Origin of the sequence: Streptomyces sp. NPDC058257, from assembly GCF_042881845.1 — a bacterium.
Taxonomy (GTDB): Bacteria; Actinomycetota; Actinomycetes; order Streptomycetales; family Streptomycetaceae; genus Streptomyces.
The window spans coordinates 500,251-520,425 of sequence record NZ_JBHVXJ010000003.1 but is presented as its reverse complement, the minus strand read 5'-3'; the positions used below and the strand labels follow the sequence as shown (position 1 = coordinate 520,425).

19 protein-coding genes are annotated in these 20,175 nt (G+C 70.9%); 6 read left to right on the top strand and 13 right to left on the bottom strand.

Going from position 1 to position 20,175, the window contains the following annotated elements:
- Positions 1-96: 96 nt before the first annotated feature.
- Positions 97-498, top strand: a complete 402-nt coding sequence (locus tag ACFVXC_RS11350; protein ID WP_389903995.1) for a hypothetical protein — start codon at positions 97-99, stop codon at positions 496-498.
- Positions 499-573: 75 nt separating this feature from the next.
- On the opposite strand, the gene ACFVXC_RS11345 is transcribed toward ACFVXC_RS11350, so the two are convergent.
- Together ACFVXC_RS11345 and ACFVXC_RS11340 are read right to left on the bottom strand one after the other, a co-directional pair.
- Complete coding sequence (locus ACFVXC_RS11345; RefSeq protein WP_389903992.1) at positions 574-2,139, bottom strand: MDR family MFS transporter; 1,566 nt, start codon at positions 2,137-2,139, stop codon at positions 574-576.
- A 36-nt stretch (positions 2,140-2,175) separates the two neighbouring features.
- Positions 2,176-2,781 (bottom strand): NADPH-dependent FMN reductase, encoded by a 606-nt coding sequence (locus ACFVXC_RS11340; protein WP_389903989.1) that lies wholly within the window; start codon positions 2,779-2,781, stop codon positions 2,176-2,178.
- 130 nt (positions 2,782-2,911) lie between these two features.
- On the opposite strand from ACFVXC_RS11340, the gene ACFVXC_RS11335 reads away from it, so the two are divergent.
- Positions 2,912-3,649: a TetR/AcrR family transcriptional regulator gene (locus tag ACFVXC_RS11335; protein ID WP_389903986.1), complete on the top strand. Its 738-nt coding sequence runs from the start codon at positions 2,912-2,914 to the stop codon at positions 3,647-3,649.
- 70 nt (positions 3,650-3,719) lie between these two features.
- Here the strand turns inward: ACFVXC_RS11335 and ACFVXC_RS11330 are convergent, their stop codons facing one another.
- From ACFVXC_RS11330 to deoC, 3 genes are read right to left on the bottom strand one after another with little or no spacing between them, the layout of a single operon-like run.
- A complete protein-coding gene (locus ACFVXC_RS11330; protein WP_389903983.1) occupies positions 3,720-4,628 on the bottom strand; it encodes an aldehyde dehydrogenase family protein in 909 nt (302 codons plus the stop codon).
- Positions 4,621-6,075 (bottom strand): aldehyde dehydrogenase family protein, encoded by a 1,455-nt coding sequence (locus tag ACFVXC_RS11325; RefSeq protein ID WP_389903981.1) that lies wholly within the window; start codon positions 6,073-6,075, stop codon positions 4,621-4,623. Before ACFVXC_RS11325 ends, ACFVXC_RS11330 begins: the two co-directional genes overlap by 8 nt.
- 3 nt (positions 6,076-6,078) lie before the next feature.
- Positions 6,079-7,035, bottom strand: a complete 957-nt coding sequence (deoC, locus tag ACFVXC_RS11320; RefSeq protein WP_389904444.1) for a deoxyribose-phosphate aldolase — start codon at positions 7,033-7,035, stop codon at positions 6,079-6,081.
- Between the two features lie 182 nt (positions 7,036-7,217).
- Between deoC and ACFVXC_RS11315 the strand changes: the two genes are divergently transcribed.
- Positions 7,218-7,862, top strand: a complete 645-nt coding sequence (locus tag ACFVXC_RS11315; protein WP_389903980.1) for a PH domain-containing protein — start codon at positions 7,218-7,220, stop codon at positions 7,860-7,862.
- Between the two features lie 50 nt (positions 7,863-7,912).
- Here ACFVXC_RS11315 and ACFVXC_RS11310 read toward each other — a convergent pair whose 3' ends face one another.
- The 4 genes from ACFVXC_RS11310 to ACFVXC_RS11295 all read right to left on the bottom strand — a co-directional run bounded on the left by ACFVXC_RS11310 (position 7,913) and on the right by ACFVXC_RS11295 (position 12,957).
- Positions 7,913-9,148, bottom strand: coding sequence for a glycosyltransferase family 39 protein (locus ACFVXC_RS11310; RefSeq protein ID WP_389903979.1), 1,236 nt, complete (start codon positions 9,146-9,148; stop codon positions 7,913-7,915).
- 189 nt (positions 9,149-9,337) lie between these two features.
- Positions 9,338-10,972, bottom strand: a complete 1,635-nt coding sequence (locus ACFVXC_RS11305; protein WP_389904441.1) for a phospho-sugar mutase — start codon at positions 10,970-10,972, stop codon at positions 9,338-9,340.
- Between the two features lie 543 nt (positions 10,973-11,515).
- A complete protein-coding gene (locus ACFVXC_RS11300) occupies positions 11,516-12,340 on the bottom strand; it encodes a purine-nucleoside phosphorylase (protein WP_389903977.1) in 825 nt (274 codons plus the stop codon).
- A 179-nt stretch (positions 12,341-12,519) separates the two neighbouring features.
- A complete protein-coding gene (locus ACFVXC_RS11295; RefSeq protein ID WP_249588135.1) occupies positions 12,520-12,957 on the bottom strand; it encodes a gamma-glutamylcyclotransferase in 438 nt (145 codons plus the stop codon).
- A 174-nt stretch (positions 12,958-13,131) separates the two neighbouring features.
- Between ACFVXC_RS11295 and ACFVXC_RS11290 the strand changes: the two genes are divergently transcribed.
- Together ACFVXC_RS11290 and ACFVXC_RS11285 are read left to right on the top strand one after the other, a co-directional pair.
- Positions 13,132-14,580, top strand: coding sequence for an NAD(P)H-quinone dehydrogenase (locus ACFVXC_RS11290; protein WP_389903976.1), 1,449 nt, complete (start codon positions 13,132-13,134; stop codon positions 14,578-14,580).
- A 208-nt stretch (positions 14,581-14,788) separates the two neighbouring features.
- Positions 14,789-15,766, top strand: a complete 978-nt coding sequence (locus ACFVXC_RS11285) for a DeoR/GlpR family DNA-binding transcription regulator (RefSeq protein WP_389903973.1) — start codon at positions 14,789-14,791, stop codon at positions 15,764-15,766.
- Here the strand turns inward: ACFVXC_RS11285 and ACFVXC_RS11280 are convergent.
- Complete coding sequence (locus tag ACFVXC_RS11280) at positions 15,752-16,402, bottom strand: TetR/AcrR family transcriptional regulator (RefSeq protein WP_389903971.1); 651 nt, start codon at positions 16,400-16,402, stop codon at positions 15,752-15,754. The genes ACFVXC_RS11285 and ACFVXC_RS11280 overlap by 15 nt on opposite strands.
- Before the next feature lie 164 nt (positions 16,403-16,566).
- Positions 16,567-18,339: an acetyl/propionyl/methylcrotonyl-CoA carboxylase subunit alpha gene (locus tag ACFVXC_RS11275; RefSeq protein ID WP_389903970.1), complete on the bottom strand. Its 1,773-nt coding sequence runs from the start codon at positions 18,337-18,339 to the stop codon at positions 16,567-16,569.
- A 404-nt stretch (positions 18,340-18,743) separates the two neighbouring features.
- Here ACFVXC_RS11275 and ACFVXC_RS11270 point away from each other — a divergent pair, with 404 nt between their 5' ends.
- Positions 18,744-19,220, top strand: coding sequence for a hypothetical protein (locus tag ACFVXC_RS11270; RefSeq protein WP_389903968.1), 477 nt, complete (start codon positions 18,744-18,746; stop codon positions 19,218-19,220).
- Positions 19,221-19,242: 22 nt separating this feature from the next.
- On the opposite strand, the gene ACFVXC_RS11265 is transcribed toward ACFVXC_RS11270, so the two are convergent.
- A complete protein-coding gene (locus tag ACFVXC_RS11265; RefSeq protein WP_389903965.1) occupies positions 19,243-19,851 on the bottom strand; it encodes a nucleoside triphosphate pyrophosphatase in 609 nt (202 codons plus the stop codon).
- 61 nt (positions 19,852-19,912) lie between these two features.
- Complete coding sequence (gene mmpB, locus ACFVXC_RS11260; RefSeq protein ID WP_389903963.1) at positions 19,913-20,041, bottom strand: morphogenic membrane protein MmpB; 129 nt, start codon at positions 20,039-20,041, stop codon at positions 19,913-19,915.
- Positions 20,042-20,175 lie beyond the last annotated feature (134 nt).

The window sequence follows — 20,175 nt, the reverse complement described above, 5'->3', positions numbered from 1 at the left end:
CCCAGGCGACCCGACGGGTAGGGCTTTGGTACCCACATCCCACCTCAACTACGCTACGTGGGCATCTGATTACTCAAGAGGATATGGGCGGTACCCATGGCACGGCACGCAACAGCCTCCAAGCACCTCTCCCGCGCCCTGCTGCGCGCGGGTCTGACGGTGAGCATCGCGGGCACGGCACTCGGCATCGGCGGCGCCGCGACGGCGAGCGCCGCGCCCGTACCCGCGCCCCAGGCGTCCGACAACCTGCCGGCGGCCGGTGAGGGGGTGCTCCGGGCGGTGCGGGAGGTCACCGCCGGGGGGCTCGGGCCCATCAAGGACCTGAAGCTCAACCCGCTCGCGGGCACCGGGTCCGACCCGCTGGACAACGCGGTGGGCACCAAGATCGCGGACTTCAAGCCGGTCTCGACGGCGCCGCTGACGGCCCCGCTGACCAGTGGCGGATCGCTGAGCGAACTGCCGGTCGTGGGCCAGGCCACGACGCTGCTGCCCGGCTAGTCCCTTGTCCGGTCGGCACCTGGCCCGGTCGGCACCTGGCCCGGCCGGTCCACGACGCGGAGTCACCCCCCCCTGTCAGTCCTTCCGCAGGGGGACTTCCCGCACCAGCCACGCCACCGCGAAGGCCAGTGTCCCGAGCAGCGCGGCGCCCAGGACCACACCGTGCATGCCGCTGGTGACCGCCGCGCGTACCGCTTCCCGTACCTCGTCCGGCATCTCGTGGACCGCCTCGGGCGTCCATGAGGTGCCGCCGTCCGGCATGCCGCCCGACGTCAGCCGGTTCGCGTAGACGGCGCCCATGACGGCGATGCCCAGCGAGCCGCCGATCGTGCGCAGGAGGGTGGTGGTGCCGGTGGCGGCGCCCATGTCGCGCGGCTCCGCGCTGTTGATGGTGATGAGCAGGGTGCTCTGGATCAGGAGGCCCATGCCCGCGCCGAGCACGAACGTCAGGGCGGATGTCACGGCGGTGGGGGTGTCCGCGCCGACGCCGAGGAGCGCGAGGCCGCCGACGGCCGTCGCCGCGCCGCCGGCGATGGTGTAGGCGCGGTAGCCGCCGCCGTTGGACGTGATCCGGCCGAGCAGGAGCTGCGCCCCGAACATGCCCGCCATCAGCGGGAGCAGCAGCATGCCGCTGGCAGTCGACGAGGCGCCGCGTACGAACTGCATGTACTGCGGCAGGTAGGCGGAGGCCGCGAGCATCGCCGCGCCCGCCAGGAACGTGAGGACCTGGGCGAGCGTGAAGTTGCGGTCGGCGAAGAGCCGGGGCGGGATGATCGGTTCGGCGGCCCGCCGCTCGACCCGTGCGAACCAGATCAGGGATCCCGCGCCGGTCACGCCGAGCCCGAGGATCTGCGGCGACGTCCATCCGTACGTCGTCCCGCCCCAACTGCCGAGCAGCGTCAGGGCGAGGATTCCCGTGGAGAGCAGCGCGGCGCCCGCGAAGTCGATGCGGGCCGTGACGCGCTCGGTGCGCAGGTGCAGGCGCAGGCCGATGATGAGCAGGGCGAGCCCGCCGACGGGCACGTTGACGTAGAAGACCCAGCGCCAGTCCAGCTGGTCGGTGAGGAAGCCGCCGAGCAGTGGCCCGCCGACCAGCGCCACGGGCATCATCGCGCCGACCATCGACTGCGAGCGGCCCGCCTGTGACGGCGGCAGCATGACGCCGATGATCGAGATGGCGCCGACCATCAGACCGCCCGCGCCGAGGCCCTGCACGGCGCGGAAGGCGATGAGCTGGCCCATGTCCTGGGCGAGCCCGGAGAGGACCGAGCCCGCGAGGAACACGGCGATGGAGCAGATGAAACCGCCCTTGCGTCCGTACAGATCGCCGAGCTTTCCCCAGATGGGCGTGGAGACCGAGGCCGTGAGCAGGTAGGCCGTCACCACCCACGAGAGGTGATCGAGGCCGCCGAGATCGCCGACGATCGTGGGCAGGGCGGTGCCCACGATCGTGCCGTCGAGCAGTCCGAGCATCAGGCCGAGGAGCAGTCCGAAGAGGACGAGCTTCGACGGCCCGCTCTCGTTGACGGGTGGCTTGTCGGTGGGCGGTTTGTCGATGAGCGGCTGGCCGGAGGGCGGTGGTCCGGCGGCCTCGGGGCCCGTGGTGTTCGTCGTATCCGTCGTATCCGTGGTCTGGCTCATGGCTGCTCCCCCTGGTGATGAGTGGCGGGCTTCGCGTCACGCGGCGTACGGGGTACGGGACTTGGCGTCCCGCAGGGCGTGCGCCCACCAGGCCAGTTGGTCGAGCAGCGACTTGGCCGCCGTGTCGACCGCGGGGTCGTCGACGGAGCCGTCCTCGCCGAAGCGGCCGAAGGCGTTGTGGAAGCTGACCGTGTTGCGGATGGTCGTGGCGTTCAACTCGGCCATGACCAGGCGCAGTTGCTCGACCGCGCGCAGGCCGCCGGAGAGTCCGCCGTAGGAGACGAAGCCGATCGGCTTCCCGTGCCACTCCGTGTTGTGCCAGTCGACGGCGTTCTTCAGGGACGCCGGGAAGCTGTGGTTGTACTCCGGCGTGACGAAGAGGAACGCGTCGGCCGCCGCGAGGCGCGGCGAGACCAGGGCGAGGGCCTCCTCGGTGCCGGGTGCGGGCGGCTGCCCGAAGGCGGGGAAGACGGTGGGCAGCGGGGTCTCGGTGAGGTCGACGACATCGGTGGTCATGTCGTCGCGCTGGTCGAGATGGGCGGTCAGCCACCGGGTGACGACCGGCGCGAACCGGCCCTCTCGGGTGCTGGCGACGATGACGGCCACGCGGAGAGGAGTGCTGGTTCGGCTGCTGCTGGACATGGGGGACCCCCTGGGAACGCTTGGATGTGTACGGCGTATCTAGCCGCGTACAACGTACACGCGCCATGTGTACAGCGTCTACTACGGGATACGCTGTACGCCCACGACCGACGACGAGAGGGGCCCGGCTGTGGCTGGCCAGCAGAAGGACGGCAAGGCGGCGCCGGACAAGTCGCTCTGGGAGCGCCTCGAACAGCCGGTGGCCGCGCCACGGGCGTCGCTGTCGCTGGAGCGGATCGGTGCCGTGGCCGTACGGGTCGCCGACGCGGAGGGCTTCGCCGCCGTCACCATGCGGCGCCTCGCCACCGAGCTGGGGGTCGCGCCCATGGCCGCGTACCGGCACGTCTCGGGCAAGGACGACCTGTGGGCGCTGATGGCCGAGTGGGTGGCCGCCGAGCACCGGATCCCCGAGGGGATGACCGAGTGGCGTGAGGTGCTGCGGGCCTTCGCCCTGCTGACCCGGGAGATGATGCTGCGCCACCCGTGGGTGGGTCAGCTGCCCACGGCCCTGTTCGTGCTCACGCCGGGCCGGATGGCCATCGCCGAGCGGCAGTTGGCGTCCCTTGACGGTCTCGGGCTCGATGAGGACACGATGATGATGGCCTTCCGCACGGTCAGCGCCTACGCGCACGGCGCGGCCTCGTCCGAGGTGGCCCTCCTTGAGTGGACGCAGGCCGAGGGCTGGTCGTCAGGGGCCGAGACCCGCATGGGCCTCGCGCCGCAGATGACGTACCTCATGGAGACCGGGCGCTACCCCACCTACCGGCGCTACGGTCTGCGGTCGCGGCGCAAGGACGACGCCACCTGGACGTTCGAGACGGGCCTCGACTGCGTCCTGGACGGGATCGCGGCCCGGCTGGGCATCTGAGAGCGCGGCCACAAGGCGAAGCCCCGGCCTCCTGGACGGAGGAAGGCCGGGGCCGGTTGGTTCCAGCGGCTCAGTACGAGGAGCCGGACGCGCCGAGCGAGCCCGTGGGGTGCCAGACCGTCTTGGTCTCCAGGAAGGCCGTCAGGCGGTGTGTGCCGGGATCCGCCGACCAGTCCACAGGCTGTGGACGCAGGACGCGCTTGAGGTTGTCCGCCGCGGCGACCTCAAGCTCCTTCGCCAGCACGTCGTCCTCGACGCCCGCGAGGTCGATCGCGTTCACGTCCTGGTGCGCGGCGAGCGACGGGGTGATCTCCGCCGTCCTGCCGGACAGGATGTTCACGACGCCGCCCGGCAGGTCGGACGTGGCGAGCACCTCGCCGAGCGAGAGCGCCGGGAGCGGGGAGTCCTCGCTGGCGATCACCACGGCCGTGTTGCCCGTCGCGATCACCGGGGCGATCACCGAGACCAGGCCGAGGAACGACGACTTCTGCGGGGCGACGACCGTCACCACGCCCGTCGGCTCCGGCGACGAGAGGTTGAAGAAGGGGCCCGCGACAGGGTTTGTGCCGCCCACGATCTGGGCGACCTTGTCGGTCCAGCCCGCGTACCAGACCCAGCGGTCGATCGCCGCGTCCACGACGGCGGCGGCCTTGGACTTGGACAGGCCCTCCGCCTCGGCGACCTCACGGACGAACTGGTCCCTGCGGCCCTCCAGCATCTCCGCGACGCGGTAGAGGATCTGACCGCGCAGGTAGGCCGTCCTGCCCGCCCAGCCGCCCTGCGCCTTGCGCGCGGCCACGACGGCGTCACGCGCGTCCTTGCGGGACGACAGCGGGGCGTTGGCCAGCCACTTGCCCTTCCCCGCCGTGGCAGATGTTCCTGTCGTCACCTCGTACACCCGGCCGCTCTCGCTGCGGGGGAACTTGCCCCCGACGTACAGCTTGTAGGTCTTGAAGACGCTCAATCGCTGCTCAGACATCGAGGTAAGCCTCCAGACCGTGGCGGCCGCCCTCGCGGCCGTAACCCGATTCCTTGTAGCCGCCGAAGGGCGAGGTCGGGTCGAACTTGTTGAACGTGTTGGCCCAGATGACGCCCGCGCGCAGGCGATCGGCGACCGCGAGGATGCGGGAGCCCTTCTCCGTCCAGATGCCGGCGGAGAGGCCGTACTGGGTGTTGTTGGCCTTGGCGACGGCCTCTTCCGGCGTACGGAAGGTGAGGACCGAGAGCACCGGGCCGAAGATCTCGTCGCGGGCGACGGTGTGCGCCTGCGTGACGTTCGTGAAGAGCGTCGGCGCGAACCAGTAGCCGGACGAGGGGAGTTCGCACGGGGCGGACCAGCGCTCGGCGCCCTCCGCCTCGCCCGTCTCGGTGAGCGCGGTGATACGGGCGAGCTGCTCGGCGGAGTTGATCGCGCCGATGTCCGTGTTCTTGTCGAGCGGGTCGCCCAGACGCAGGGTGGTCAGGCGCCGCTTCAGGGCGTCGAGCACCTCGTCCTGGACCGATTCCTGTACGAGGAGGCGCGAGCCCGCGCAGCAGACCTGGCCCTGGTTGAAGAAGATGCCGGTGACGATGCCCTCGACGGCCTGGTCGATGGGGGCGTCGTCGAAGACGATGTTCGCACCCTTGCCGCCCAGTTCGAGCGTGACCTTCTTGTCCGTGCCCGCGACCTGACGGGCGATGGCCTTGCCGACGGCGGTCGAGCCGGTGAAGGCGACCTTGTCCACGTCCGGGTGGGCGGTCAGGGCCGCGCCCGCGTCGCCGTACCCGGGAAGGATGTTGACGACGCCCTTGGGCAGGCCCGCCTGGCGGCAGATGTCCGCGAAGAACAGGGCGCTCAGGGGAGTGGTCTCGGCGGGCTTCAGGACGACCGTGTTGCCTGTCGCGAGGGCCGGGGCGATCTTCCAGGCCAGCATCAGGAGCGGGAAGTTCCAGGGGATGACCTGGCCCGCGACACCGAGCGGCCTCGGGTCCGCGCCGTATCCCGCGTGGTCGAGCTTGTCGGCCCAGCCCGCGTAGTAGAAGAAGTGCGCGGCGACCAGGGGGAGGTCGGCGTCGCGCGTCTCCTTGATGGGCTTTCCGTTGTCGAGGGTCTCCAGGACGGCCAGTTCGCGGCTGCGCTCCTGGATGATCCGCGCGATACGGAAGAGGTACTTGGCGCGCTCGGCGCCCGGAAGGGCCGACCACTTCTCGAAGGCCTTGCGGGCGGCCTTCACCGCGCGGTCGACGTCCTCGGAGGAGGCCCGCGCGACTTCGGAGAGGACCTCTTCGGTGGAGGGCGAGACGGTCTTGAAGACCTTGCCGTCCGCGGCCTCCACGAACTCGCCGTCGATGAACAGGCCGTACGACGGCGCGATGTCGACGACGGAGCGGGACTCCGGGGCGGGGGCGTACTCAAAGGCCGTGGAAGCCGAAGGTGTGGAAGTCATGGGTCAGTCCACCGTCACGTAGTCGGGGCCGGAGTAGCGGCCCGTGGCCAGCTTCTGGCGCTGCATCAGCAGGTCGTTGAGGAGCGATGAGGCGCCGAAGCGGAACCAGTGGTTGTCCAGCCAGTCCGCGCCCGCGGTCTCGTTCACCAGGACGAGGAACTTGATCGCGTCCTTGGAGGTGCGGATGCCGCCCGCCGGCTTCACGCCGATCTGCACGCCGGTCTGCTCGCGGAAGTCGCGCACGGCCTCCAGCATCAGGAGGGTGTTCGCGGGGGTCGCGTTGACGCCGACCTTGCCGGTCGAGGTCTTGATGAAGTCCGCGCCCGCGAGCATGCCGATCCAGGACGCACGGCGGATGTTGTCGTACGTGGACAGCTCGCCGGTCTCGAAGATGACCTTGAGCCGGGCCTCGCCGGATGCTTCCTTCACGGCGCGGATCTGCTCGAACACCGTCATGTAGTCACCCGCGAGGAAGGCGCCGCGGTCGATGACCATGTCGATCTCGTCGGCACCCGCCGCGACGGCCTCGCGGACGTCGCCGAGCTTCACGCCGATGGCGGCGCGGCCCGCGGGGAAGGCGGTCGCGACGGAGGCGACCTTGACGCCGCTGTCGCCGACGGTCTCCTTGGCGGTGGCCACCATGTCCGGATAGACGCAGACCGCGGCGGTCCTGGGGGTGCCGCGGTCGGTCGGATCCGGGTGCACGGCCTTCGCGCCGAGCGCCCGGACCTTGCCCGGGGTGTCGGCGCCCTCCAGCGTCGTCAGGTCGATCATCGAGATGGCGAGATCGATGGCGTACGCCTTCGCCGTCGTCTTGATCGAACGGGTGCCGAGCGAGGCGGCGCGTGCCTCCAGGCCGACCGTGTCGACGCCGGGCAGCCCGTGGAGGAAGCGGCGCAGCGTGCGGTCCGACGCCGTGGCGTCGGTCAGTGCGTGTGCAGGTGCGGATGCATTGGGCATGGTCACGAGGGGAGCATATCTACGCGCGTAGCGGCTGTACAGAGGGCGGGTGACGAGTGGGTTGCCCCCACTTCGGGAGGGCGCTCGCCCCTAGGGCTCACCCAGTGGCTCACCCAGGGATCACCTGCGGCTCCCGTGGGGCTCCCGGCGGACTCCCGGCGGGTTCAGGCAGAATCAGGGGTATGACCGACCCCCAGCCCCCCGTGGTGGAGCCCGAGCACCCCGAGTACAAGGACCGGACCTTCCGGTCGTCCGGCGGTATCGCCGGAGGCGTCCTGCTGCTCGCCCTCGGCGGCTGGCTCGGCATCGACGCGATGATCCGGGGCGAGGGCCGCACCCCGTGGCTCGCGCTCGCCGGACTGCTCCTCGCGGTGCCGCTCGTCGTCGCCTTCACCGTGCGCCCCGCCGTGTACGCCAACGACGACCGGCTCCGCATCCGGAACCCCTTCAGGACCATCACGCTGCCTTGGGCGTCCGTCTCGGGTCTCCGCTCCGGGTACTCGAACGAGGTCTTCACCCAGTCCGGCACCAAGTACCAGCTCTGGGCCATCCCGGTCTCCCTGCGCGGCCGCAAGAAGGCCTCCCGGAGGAAGTCGCAGGGGGCGGCGGCCGGTGATCCGAGCGTCGTGAACGCGCGGCGGCCCGCCGAGGCGCACTCCCTGCGCGCACCCGGCGACCAGATCATGGACGACCTGCGCGAACTCTCCGAGCAGCGGGTCGGCGCGGAGTCGGCGCAGGGCGAGCCCGCGGTGCGCTGGGGCTACGAGGTCATCGCCCCCGCCGTGGTCGGGGCGGTGCTGCTCGTGGTGCTGTTCGCCATCGGCTAGGAGGGCCATCGGGCTCGGAGGGCGCACGTGCTCATCGGAGGCTCACCTGCCTACGGCGGGCCGTGCCAGCCCAGCAGCATGTGGCCGCCGAACGCCGCCGATGTCACTGCCGCCGCCACCAGCACCGTGACGGCGACATGCGCGCGCGCCCGCGCCAGCGCCGCCGCGAGCGGCAGCAGCAGAGGGAAGGCGGGGAGCAGGAAGCGGGCCCGGGGGAAGTAGACGCCCTTGCTGCCGAGGACGATCAGGAGCAGCAGCCCCGTGAAGAGCAGCAGGGGCAGCGGCTGCCGGTCGCCCACCGACAGGACGAACAGCGCCGCGGACGCGAGCAGTGTCGCCGTCACCATCATCAGGAACAGCTGCGGACGCTCGACCGACAGCAGGTCCCGCACGGTCCGCAGGGTTCCCACCCCGCCGTCCCACTCGTTGTGCCACAGCGCCTGTACGGCGAAGTAGCCGTCCCAGCGCCCGAGCCGGACCCCCACCCAGGCGACGTACGAAAGCCAGCCGAGCGGGGCGATCAGGGCGCCCAGAAGGGTGCGGAGCGCGATACGTCGGCCCTCTTCCGGGCGTTCCTGACGTCCTTGGCGCCACAGCGTGAGCAGCGCCGTCAGGGAGACCGCGGCCGCGAGCGCGACACCCGTGGGGCGGGTCAGGCCCGCGAGCGCGGCCAGCGTGCCCGCCCAGATCCAGCGCCCGGTGAGTACGGCGTACAGCGCCCACGCGGTGAGTGCCGTGAAGAGCGACTCCGTGTAGCCCATCCACTGCACGAGCGCGACGGGGAGCGAGCCCCAGAGCGCGGCGAGCAGGACGCCCGCCCTGCGTCCGTACAGCCGGTCGCCCACCGCGAAGATCCCCCACGCCGCGAGGAACGAGCAGACGACGGCGACCGCGAGCCCCACGGCCCCGCGCGGCCCCGGCACGAGCACGCTGCCCGCCCTGATGAGCAGGGGGTGCAGCGGGAAGAACGCGAGGTTGTTCGCGTCGATCCGGGTGCCCAGCGTGTGCGTGTACCCGGTGTCGGCGATCTTCAGGTACCAGTCGCAGTCCCATGACTCCGCCAGGAGGTGCCAGACGTCCCGGTGCTCCCCGCGTGCCCAGAGGGCGAAGACCAGGGCGCCGAAGAGGCGTACGGCGGCGTACGCGAGGAGTGCGGGGGACGCGTGCCCAAGGGCGCGGGCGGGGCGCTTCGGGGAAATGCGGGGAGGGCGGGACGGGTGGATGATCCCGGGTGCGGCGGTGGGCGCCGAGGCGGTCGAGGTGTCTGGGGTCGGTCCGTACGGCACTGCGGCAGCTCCCGGAACGTGATCGTGCGCTGCCGGTCACCCTTCCTGGGGGACCGGCAGCGCACGGATCGTCGCGGCAGCCGCGTCGGGGGAACCACTCGGACGGGTGGCGGCGGGTGGCGGCTGTGGCCGCCCGCCTCAGCCGTCCTCAGCCGTCCTCAGCCGTCCTCAGCCGTCCTCAGCCGTTCGTCAGATGCCCGCGGCCGCCGACAGGTCGCGCTTGATCGCCGAGAGGAGGTCCGTCGCCGTGGCGCGGGCGGCGGGCAGGTCGGCCTTCGCCGTCACCGGGACCACCACCTCCAGGTAGCACTTGATCTTCGGCTCCGTGCCACTCGGGCGCACGATGACGCGGGCCCCGTCGAGCGTGTAGCGCAGGCCGTCCGTGGGCGGCAGCGTGTCCGTGCCCCGCGTCAGGTCCTCGGCCTTCGTCACGGGCAGGCCCGCGAGCGCCGTCGGCGGCTGCTCGCGCAGGCGGCGCATCGCGTCCGCGATCAGGGACAGGTCCTCCACGCGGGCCGACAACTGGTCGGTGGCGTGCAGGCCGTGCTCCACGGCCAGGTCGTCCAGGAGGTCGAGCAGCGTGCGGCCCTGCTCCTTGAGCCCGGACGCCAGCTCCGTGAGCAGGAGCGCCGCCGTGATGCCGTCCTTGTCGCGTACGCCTTCGGGGTCCACGCAGTAGCCGAGGGCCTCTTCGTAGCCGTAGCGCAGGCCCTCGACGCGGGCGATCCACTTGAAGCCGGTGAGGGTCTCCTCGTACGGGAGGCCCGCCTTCTCCGCGATCCGGCCCAGGAGGGAGGAGGACACGATCGACTCGGCGAACGTGCCGCGGGCGCCTCGGCGTACGAGATGGGCCGCCAGGAGCGCGCCGACCTCGTCGCCCCGGAGCATGCGCCAGTCCGTGCCGTCCTTGACCGCCGCCGCGCAGCGGTCCGCGTCCGGGTCGTTGGCGATGATCAGGTCCGGGTCCACCTCGCGGGCCTTCGCGAAGGAGAGGTCCATCGCGCCCGGCTCCTCCGGGTTGGGGAACGCGACCGTGGGAAAGTCCGGGTCGGGCTCCGCCTGCTCGGCGACGAGGGCGGGCGCGGGGAAGCCTGCTCGGGCGAACGCGGCCAGGAGGGTGTCCTTGCCGACGCCGTGCATCGCCGTGTAGACCGTGCGGGCCGTACGGGGGGAGTCCGGGGCCAGGACGGCGTCCGTGCGGGCCAGGTAGGCGTTCAGGACGTCGTCCGTGAGGGTCTGCCAGCCGGACTCGGGGCGGGGGACGTCGTGGAGCGTGGCGACGGCGTCGATCCGCGCGGCGATCTCCGCGTCCGAGGGCGGGACGATCTGGGAGCCGTCGCCCAGGTAGACCTTGTAGCCGTTGTCGCGCGGGGGGTTGTGGCTCGCCGTGACCTCTACGCCCGCGACCGCGCCGAGGTGCCTTATGGCGAAGGCCAGTACGGGGGTGGGGAGGGGGCGGGGGAGTACCGCTGCCCTGAGGCCCGCGCCGGTCATGACGGCCGCGGTGTCGCGGGCGAAGTCCGTCGACTTGTGGCGGGCGTCGTAGCCGATCACCACGAGGCCGTCGGTCTGGCCCTTGGACTTGAGGTACGCGGCGAGGCCCGCTGCCGCGCGGATGACCACGGAGCGGTTCATGCGCATGGGGCCCGCGCCGAGCTCGCCGCGGAGGCCCGCGGTGCCGAACTGGAGGGTGCCGCTGAAACGGGCGGCCAGCTCTTCGGTGTCCGCGGTGTCGATGAGCTTCGCGAGTTCCTCGCGGGTCTCGGGGTCCGGGTCCTCGGCCAGCCAGGTCTGGGCGCGGGCGATGAGTTCAGAGTCGTCCAGCACGTTTCTTCAGCCTCTCGTATGCGGAGTTCTATTGCTGGGCCCGGGTGCCTGCCCTGCGGGGCTTTCTGCCTGTGCGGGGTACGCCTACCCGGTGGGGTCGGCGGTCTCCCCTGTCCCACCGTCGCGCGGCGGCTGTCTCCCGCCCATCCGCCCGGCCGATTGTCTTGGGTGGGGCAGGCGTTTCCTGTCCGGCCGCTGCGCGGCGGATGCCCCCCCCGCCCACGCGCCCGATTGCCCCGGGTCGGGTAGGTGCCCCGGGGGGCGTGGGAGGGCTTGTGCGCTTGGCCGATGATGCGGGGTGATCGGGCGGGTGGGCGGGAAAGCCTGTGCGGCAGCGGCCATCGCAGGGTGCCGGGCGAAGTGCGCGGAGCCCCGTCAGGCAGAGGTCCCCGCCAAACAAGGCGTCCCCGGGGCAGAGGGCTCCGCCAGGCAAGACAGCGCTCCAGGCAGGACCCCGCCAGGCAAGGCAGCGCCCTCATACAAGACAGCGCCCCCATGCAAAGGCGCCCCCGCCAGCAAAGGCGCCCCCGCCAGCGAAAATCAGATACGCCCCAGCACCTGACCGAGCAGCTCCCCCATGCGGGTAGCACTGTCGCGGCCCGCCTGGAGCACCTCCTCATGGTTCAGCGGCTCGCCCGTCATGCCCGCTGCGAGGTTCGTGACCAGAGAGATACCGAGTACCTCCGCGCCTGCCTCGCGCGCGGCGATCGCCTCGAGGACCGTCGACATGCCCACCAGGTCCGCACCGATCGTGCGGGCCATGCGGACCTCGGCCGGGGTCTCGTAGTGCGGGCCGGGGAACTGTGCGTAGACGCCCTCTTCGAGGGAGGGGTCGACCTCCTTGCAGAGGGCGCGCAGGCGCGGGGAGTACAGGTCCGTGAGGTCCACGAAGTTCGCGCCGACGATCGGCGACGTGGCCGTCAGGTTCAGGTGATCGCTGATCAGGACCGGCTGGCCGGGGCGCATGCCCTCGCGCAGGCCGCCGCAGCCGTTCGTCAGCACGATCGTCTTGCAGCCCGCGGCCACCGCGGTGCGCACGCCGTGTGCCACGGCGGCGACGCCACGGCCCTCGTAGTAGTGGGTGCGGCCAAGGAAGACGAGCGCGCGCTTGTCACCGACCTTGAAGGAGCGGATGCGGCCGCCGTGTCCCTCCACCGCCGGAGGCGGGAAGCCGGGCAGCTCGGTGACGGGGAACTCGGCGTCGGGCACGCCGAGCGCGTCCACCGCCGGTGCCCAGCCGGAGCCCATCACCAGGGCTACGTCGTGGGTCTCGGCGCCCGTCAGCTCACGCAGGCGCGCGGCGGCGGCGTCGGCGGCGGCGTAGGGGTCGCCCTGGATGTCGTCCGGAATAACTGAAGCGTTCACGCGGATGAGAGTAGCCGCTCACGCCCTACGCGCGTAGATGACGATGCTCACGGGATTCGGATCGTTGTCTTGTCGTTTCCGACGAGAGGCCCGGAGCCGGCGAAGAAGAGCGGAGAAGAGCGAAGAAGAGCAGCGAAGAAGGGCGAAGAACAGCAGCCCAGAAGGGGGAAGAAGTGGGCCTAGCAAGGGCGCTTGCGGAGTTCCATCACGTAGTCGTGGGGCGCTCCCGCGGTCTCCGCCGCGTCCGCCAGCTCGCCCAGATAGCGCGCCGATGGCAGCCCGCCCTCGTATCCGTTGAGGACGTACACCCAGGCGGGTTCCTCGCCGTCGAGGGTGTGCACCCGCACCCGCATCCGGCGGTAGATGTCGAGCCCCACGCCCTCCCACCGGTCCATGGAGTCCTCGTCCATGGGGGCGACGTCGTAGAGCGTCACGAAGACCTGTGAGCGCGGCGCCTCGACGATGGTCGCGAGCGCGCCCTCCCACCCCATGTGCTCCCCGCCGAACGTCAGCCGCCAGCCGTTCAGCCAGCCGGTCTGGCGCAGTGGCGAGTGAGGGGCGCGGCGTGACATGAGCCGCGGATCCAGATTGCCAGCGTACGCGGCGTAGAGCGACATGTGGTCGAGGGTACGGCAGGCGACGCGTGTGTCCCTCCGGTACGGAAGCGCCCTTCTTGTAGGAAGAACGGCCCAGGCACGTAGCCGTCCGTGCAGTCGCTCATGTAGCGGACATGTGGGAGGAACGGCCCGGATGGAGCCCCCGGGGCGAAGCACCTTGAAGCGTGCGGGACAATGGAGTACGTGACTCGGATCGTGATCATTGGCGGCGGACCCGGCGGATACGAGGCGGCACTCGTTGCCGCCCAGCTCGGCGCGGAGGTGACCGTCGTCGACTGCGACGGTCTGGGCGGGGCGTCGGTGCTCACCGACTGCGTCCCGTCCAAGACTCTGATCGCCACGGCCGAGGTGATGACAAGCTTCGACTCCTCGTACGAGGAGCTCGGCATCATCGTCGCGGACGACACTCCGCACATCGACACTCCCGCGCGCGTCGTCGGCGTGGACCTGGGCAAGGTCAACCGGCGTGTGAAGCGCCTCGCGCTCGCGCAGTCCCACGACATCACCGCCTCCGTCACCCGCGCGGGTGCGCGGGTGCTGCGCGGCCGTGGCCGCCTGGAGGGCCAGCAGGACACCGACGGTTCGCGCAAGGTCGTCGTGCGCGCGGCCGACGGCACCGAGGAGACCCTCGTCGCCGACGCCGTGCTCATCGCCACCGGCGGGCACCCGCGCGAGGTCCCCGACGCGCTGCCCGACGGCGAGCGGATCCTGAACTGGACCCAGGTGTACGACCTGGACGAGCTCCCCGAGGAACTCATCGTGGTCGGCTCCGGTGTCACCGGTGCCGAATTCGCGGGTGCCTATCAGGCGCTCGGATCCAACGTCACGCTCGTATCCAGCCGTGACCGCGTGCTGCCCGGCGAGGACCCGGACGCCGCCGCCGTCCTCGAGGACGTCTTCAGGCGCCGCGGCATGAACGTCATGTCGCGCTCGCGCGCCGCCTCCGCCAAGCGTGTGGGCGACCGCGTGGAGGTGACGCTCGACGACGGCCGCGTCATCTCCGGTACGCACTGCCTGATGGCCGTGGGCGCCATCCCCAACAGCAGTGGCATGGGCCTTGAGAAGGCCGGGGTCCGGCTCAAGGACTCGGGGCACATCTGGACCGACAAGGTGTCGCGTACGTCGGCGCCCGGTGTGTACGCCGCCGGTGACGTGACCGGGATCTTCGCGCTCGCCTCCGTCGCCGCCATGCAGGGGCGCATCGCGATGTACCACTTCCTGGGCGACGCGGTGCAGCCGCTGAACCTGAAGACCGTGTCGTCGAACGTCTTCACCGACCCCGAGATCGCGACCGTCGGCTACAGCCAGTCGGACGTCGACGGCGGCAAGATCGACGCCCGTGTCGTGAAGCTGCCGCTCCTGCGCAACCCGCGCGCCAAGATGCAGGGCATCCGCGACGGCTTCGTCAAGATCTTCTGTCGCCCGGGTACGGGCATCGTGGTGGGCGGTGTGGTCGTCGCGCCGCGCGCTTCGGAACTGATCCACCCCATCGCGATCGCGGTCGACAACAATCTGACGGTCGAGCAGATCGCGAACGCTTTCACCGTGTATCCATCCCTTTCGGGGTCGATCGCGGAGGTCGCGCGTCAACTCCACACGCGGAAGTCGGCGGGCGAAGGCTGATCGCGGACAGATCGTCGGTTGAACGGCGACTGATCGGGTTTCGAGCGGGTATTAACTCTGCGCAGGTCACGGGCTGTCGCGTCCCATTCGCCCGGCATAGGCGGCACGGATAGGCCCTATACCACTTCGCGACCAGCCGTGCGAACAACTTCTGCAATTCGGCGCAAACTGCTGAAAGCAGACGGTCGTTGGGGTTACTGTCAGTTTCGTGTTCGCTGCAGAACGTCGCCAATTGATCCTCGAAATGGTGCGGGCCAACGGAGCTGTATCGCTCCGGGAGCTCGCCCGCGTCGTCCAGACCTCCGAAGTGACCGTACGGCGGGACGTGCGCGCGCTGGAGGCAGAAGGACTCCTCGACCGCAGACATGGCGGTGCGGTATTGCCGGGCGGATTCACGCGGGAGTCCGGCTTTCCGCAGAAATCACATCTCGCGACCGCCGAGAAGACGGCTATCGCCGATCTCGCGGCGGGACTCGTCGAAGAAGGCGAAGCCATCGTCGTCGGGGCGGGTACGACCACGCAAGAGCTGGCCCGACGGCTCGCGCGGGTGCCCGGTCTGACCGTCGTCACCAATTCCCTCCTGGTGGCACAGGCCTTGGCCCATGCCAACCGCGTCGAGGTCGTCATGACCGGCGGCACTCTGCGCGGATCCAACTACGCGCTCGTGGGCAGCGGGGCCGAACAGTCCCTGCAAGGTCTGCGGGTCTCGCGCGCCTTCCTGTCGGGCAGTGGTCTGACCGCCGAGCGCGGCCTCTCCACGTCCAACATGCTCTCGGCGAGCGTGGACCGTGCGCTCGTCCAGGCGGCGGCCGAGGTCGTGGTCCTCGCCGACCACACCAAGCTCGGCACCGACACGATGTTCCAGACGGTGCCGACGGACGTCATCACCCGCCTGGTCACGGACGAACCACCCACGCACGACGACCGTGCGGCCACCGAACTGCAGGCCCTGGCTGACCAGGGCGTACAGATCGCGGTCGCGGGCGGGAGCGCGAGCTCCAACTCCGGATCAGGGGTGGATTCCGTCCCGGCGCGACAGCAGCGCCGGGACGTGCCCCTGCCGGGCCAGCGCCGTAACCACGGTGGTCACGGGGCGGGCCCTGGGGCGCAGTTGCGCAGTGCGGTGCTCGGGGAGCAGCAGCCCGGGGAGCGGTCCGCGCGGGTGGCGGATCTACGCCGCCGTTGAACCGGCCACCGGGCCCTGAACGGGCTCTTCGGGTGCCGGCCCTTCGGGCGCCGAGCCTTCGGGCTTCAGGCCGCGCAGGGTCAGCATCAGAAGGCGGTCGGCCAACTCGGGCTCGTCGGGGGTCTCTTCGGCGGCCAGCGCGATCGCGTTGGTCAGCTGCATCAGATCGCCGATCGAGACGCCGTGGCGTACGGCACCGGCTTGTTGCGCCCGCACGAGCAGGGCCGTGCCCGCCTCGCGCATCGGCCTGCTGCACCGGGAGAGTGCCGAACTGTCGTCGTGCGACGCCGACATGAGGGCGCGGGAGAGCCCGCGGTACTCACCCGCATGAGTGATGATGGCGCGGAGCCAGGTCACCAGGGCCGAGCAGGGGTGCGGGTCCTTGAGCAGCGCGTAGGAGTGGTCGAGGAGATCGCTCACCGCCTCTTCGAAGACGGCGCTCATCAAAGCGTGCCGGTTGGGGAAGTGGCGGTAGAGGGTGCCGATGCCTACGTTCGCGTGGCGGGCGATGTCCTCCAGGGAGGCGTCAGTGCCGTGTTCGGCGAAGGCCGCGCGCGCCTGGGCGAGAAGCCGGTCGTAGTTGCGGCGCGCGTCAGCTCTTTTCAAGCGGGGGCGCTCTTGCGGGCTCTCTGCCATGGCGTGCCTCCCTGAACGTACGCGTGGCTCAAGTCTGCCCGAAGCGTGCGTACCGTCGATCACCGGCTCCGCCGAGTTCGTCCTCAATCGCCGGACGGGCTGAATACCTCGCTGGCCGGGCTGGATGCTCCAGCCCGGCCAGCGTAAGAGAAACGCTCCGCGGATCAGTCCTTGATCTCGCAGATGACCGCGCCGGAGGTCAGGCTCGCGCCCACCTCCGCCGTGAGGCCCTTGATCGTGCCCGAGCGGTGCGCGTTCAGGGGCTGTTCCATCTTCATGGCCTCCAGGACGACGACCAGGTCGCCTTCCTGGACCTCCTGGCCCTCCTCGACCGCGATCTTGACGATCGTGCCCTGCATGGGCGACGCGAGGGTGTCACCGGAGGCCGCGGGGCCGGACTTCTTCGCCGCGCGCCGCTTGGGGCGGGCGCCGCCCGCGGCGGCGGTGCGGGCGATGGTCATGCCGAGCGAGGAGGGGAGCGAGACCTCCAGGCGCTTGCCGCCCACCTCGACGACGACCGTCTCGCGGCCCGGCTCCTCGTCCGTCTCGGTGTCGACCGCCGCGGCGAACGCGGGGATCTCGTTGACGAACTCGGTCTCGATCCAGCGGGTGTGGATCGTGAACGGGTCGGCGGAGCCGGTCAGTTCGGGGGCGAAGGCCGGGTCCTTGACGACCGCACGGTGGAAGGGGATGGCCGTGGCCATGCCCTCCACGGTGAACTCGTCGAGGGCGCGCGCGGCCCGCTGCAGGGCCTGCTCGCGCGTCGCGCCGGTCACGATCAGCTTGGCCAGGAGCGAGTCCCACGCCGGGCCGATCACCGAGCCGGACTCGACGCCCGCGTCCAGGCGCACGCCGGGACCCGACGGCGGGTCGAAGAGGGTCACGGTGCCCGGCGCGGGCAGGAAGCCGCGGCCCGGGTCCTCGCCGTTGATGCGGAACTCGAAGGAGTGGCCGCGCAGTTCGGGGTCGCCGTAGCCCAGTTCCTCGCCGTCGGCGACGCGGAACATCTCGCGGACCAGGTCGATGCCCGCGACCTCTTCGGTGACCGGGTGCTCCACCTGCAGACGGGTGTTGACCTCCAGGAAGGAGATCGTGCCGTCGGTGCCGACGAGGAACTCCACGGTGCCGGCGCCCACATAGCCGGCTTCCTTGAGGATGGCCTTGGACGCCGCGTACAGCTCGGCGGTCTGGGCCTCGCTCAGGAACGGCGCGGGCGCCTCCTCCACCAGCTTCTGGTGGCGGCGCTGCAGCGAGCAGTCACGGGTGGAGACGACGACCACGTTGCCGTGCTGGTCGGCCAGGCACTGGGTCTCCACGTGCCGCGGCTTGTCGAGGTAGCGCTCCACGAAGCACTCGCCGCGGCCGAAGGCGGCCACGGCCTCGCGCACCGCGGAGTCGTACAGCTCGGGGACCTCTTCGAGGGTCCGGGCCACCTTCAGACCGCGCCCGCCGCCACCGAAGGCGGCCTTGATCGCGATCGGCAGGCCGTGTTCCTCGGCGAAGGCCACGACCTCGTCGGACCCGCTGACGGGATCGGGCGTACCGGCCACCAGCGGGGCACCCGCGCGCTGCGCGATGTGCCGGGCGGCGACCTTGTCCCCCAGGTCACGGATGGCCTGCGGCGGCGGTCCGATCCAGATCAGATCCGCGTCCAGCACGGCCTGGGCGAAGTCGGCGTTCTCCGAAAGGAAGCCGTAACCGGGGTGGATCGCATCCGCCCCCGCATCCTTGGCCGCGGCCAGCACCTTGGAAATATCCAGGTAGCTGGTGGCCGGAGTGTCACCGCCCAGGGCGAACGCCTCATCTGCCGCGCGTACATGCAGAGCGTCCCGGTCAGGATCTGCGTAGACGGCTACGCTCGCGATCCCTGCATCCCGGCATGCCCGAGCAACGCGGACAGCGATTTCGCCACGGTTGGCGATGAGCACCTTGCGCACGATGGCTCCCTCCTTGAAACAAGCCGAGTTTAGGGACTGCCGACACGACCTTTCGACCCGTCCCCAGTGGTGAGCTTGCCCACACGGAGCGTGATCCGGGGCCTGCCCGTCCGCGAAATCCCTTGTCGCACCACGGTACGCAGGGTCCCTTCCGGTGAGACTAACGCGCCGGTGTGGTCAAGGTCTCTGTGAGAGCGCGCTGCGGCAGAGGGGCATTCTTTGTGGAGTCCCTACGAATGGCCCAATGATTCTTTGCCTTCGGCACAGCTCTTGTCCCCTGGTTTACCCGTTAGTAGCGTTCGCGATGCTGAAAGAAGGCTCGTGGCCCGGAGTGCCCCGTCGAGGGGTGGCGGTCGGGCGACGGGCGGGCGTACTAGCGGTAACAGCGGAAGAGGGTGGGCGCCGTGGCGCGTAGACCGGTGGCCTGGGTGGGCGCGATCGTGCTCCTGGTGGAGGCGGTGGGCATCGCGTTGCTCAACTGGTTCCTGGGGCTCGTCGTGAACAAGCAGGACATGTCGCTCGCCGGGCTCGACCCGCACGCGATGTCCGTGTCGACGTGGATCGCGGGCGGCCTCTTCGGCCTCTATCTCGCGCTGTGCGGCGTCATCATGCTGCGCTCGGCGATCCGCGACCGCGCGCCGGGCCGCTTCGGGCGGCTGCTCCTGATCAGCGCCGCCGTGGTGCACGGCGTGCTCGGGGCGTTCTCGATCGGCCTGGTGGGCTGGGCCGCCTTCGTCTTCATGATGGTCGTGCTGGGCCTGATCGTCCTGACCCTCGTGGCGTACGACAAGAAGCCCGACGCGGCCTTCGGCGAGCCGCGCGTCGGCAACGGGGAAGCGGGCGGCGGCGCACCGGAGAACGGCGCCCCACAGCCCGCCTGAGCCCGGACGAGGCCTCCTGGGGCTACTTCGCCCACAACTCCGTGATGCCGACGCCCAGTTCGGCGAGGAGGCGGCGGAGCAGCGGCAGCGAGAGGCCGATGACGTTGCCGTGGTCGCCCTCGATCGAGTCGATGAAGGGGGCCGAGCGGCCGTCGAGCGTGAACGCGCCCGCCACGTGCAGCGGTTCGCCGCTCGCCACGTAGGCGGCGACCTCCTCGTCCGAGGGTTCACCGAAGCGGACGACGGTCGAGGCGAGCGCCGACACATGCCGTCCTGCCACGGTGTCGTACACACAGTGGCCGGTCTGCAGGATGCCCGCGCGTCCGCGCATGGACTTCCAGCGGGCGGTGGCCTCCTCGGCGTCGGCGGGCTTGCCCAGCGCTTCGCCGTCCAGTTCGAGGACCGAGTCGCAGCCGACGACCAGGGCGCCCTTCGCGTCCGGGCGCGCGGAGACGACCGACGCCTTGGCCTCGGCCAGGGCGACGGCGAGCTCGGCGGGGGTCGGTGCGGAGATGGCGTCCTCGTCGACCCCGCTGACGATCACCTCGGGGGCGAGACCGGCCTGGCGCAGGAGGCCGAGCCTCGCGGGGGACTTGGAGGCGAGGACGAGACGGCGGGGCTGATCACTCATGCGGCCAGCGTAGCGAGTTCCAGCCGGTGAGCCTCAGCCGGTGAGCCTTGGCCGGTGAGGGTCAGCGCAGGCCGAGGACGAACATCGCCACGACCATCGCCAGGGCGAGGACGAGTCCCGCACGGCGCATCTTCACCTGCATGTCCCGCATGTCCTTGGGCGGGTTGTTCTCGGGGTCCGACCACAGCATGACTCCGATACTGCTCGCGGTGACGTGCCGGGGGGCGGGGGTGGCCGGCGCACGCGCCCCGCCCCCCCCCCCCCATGGCGGGCCCCCGCCCCGGCCGGCCCCCGCCACAGGGCCCCCCCCCCCCCCGCCCCCAA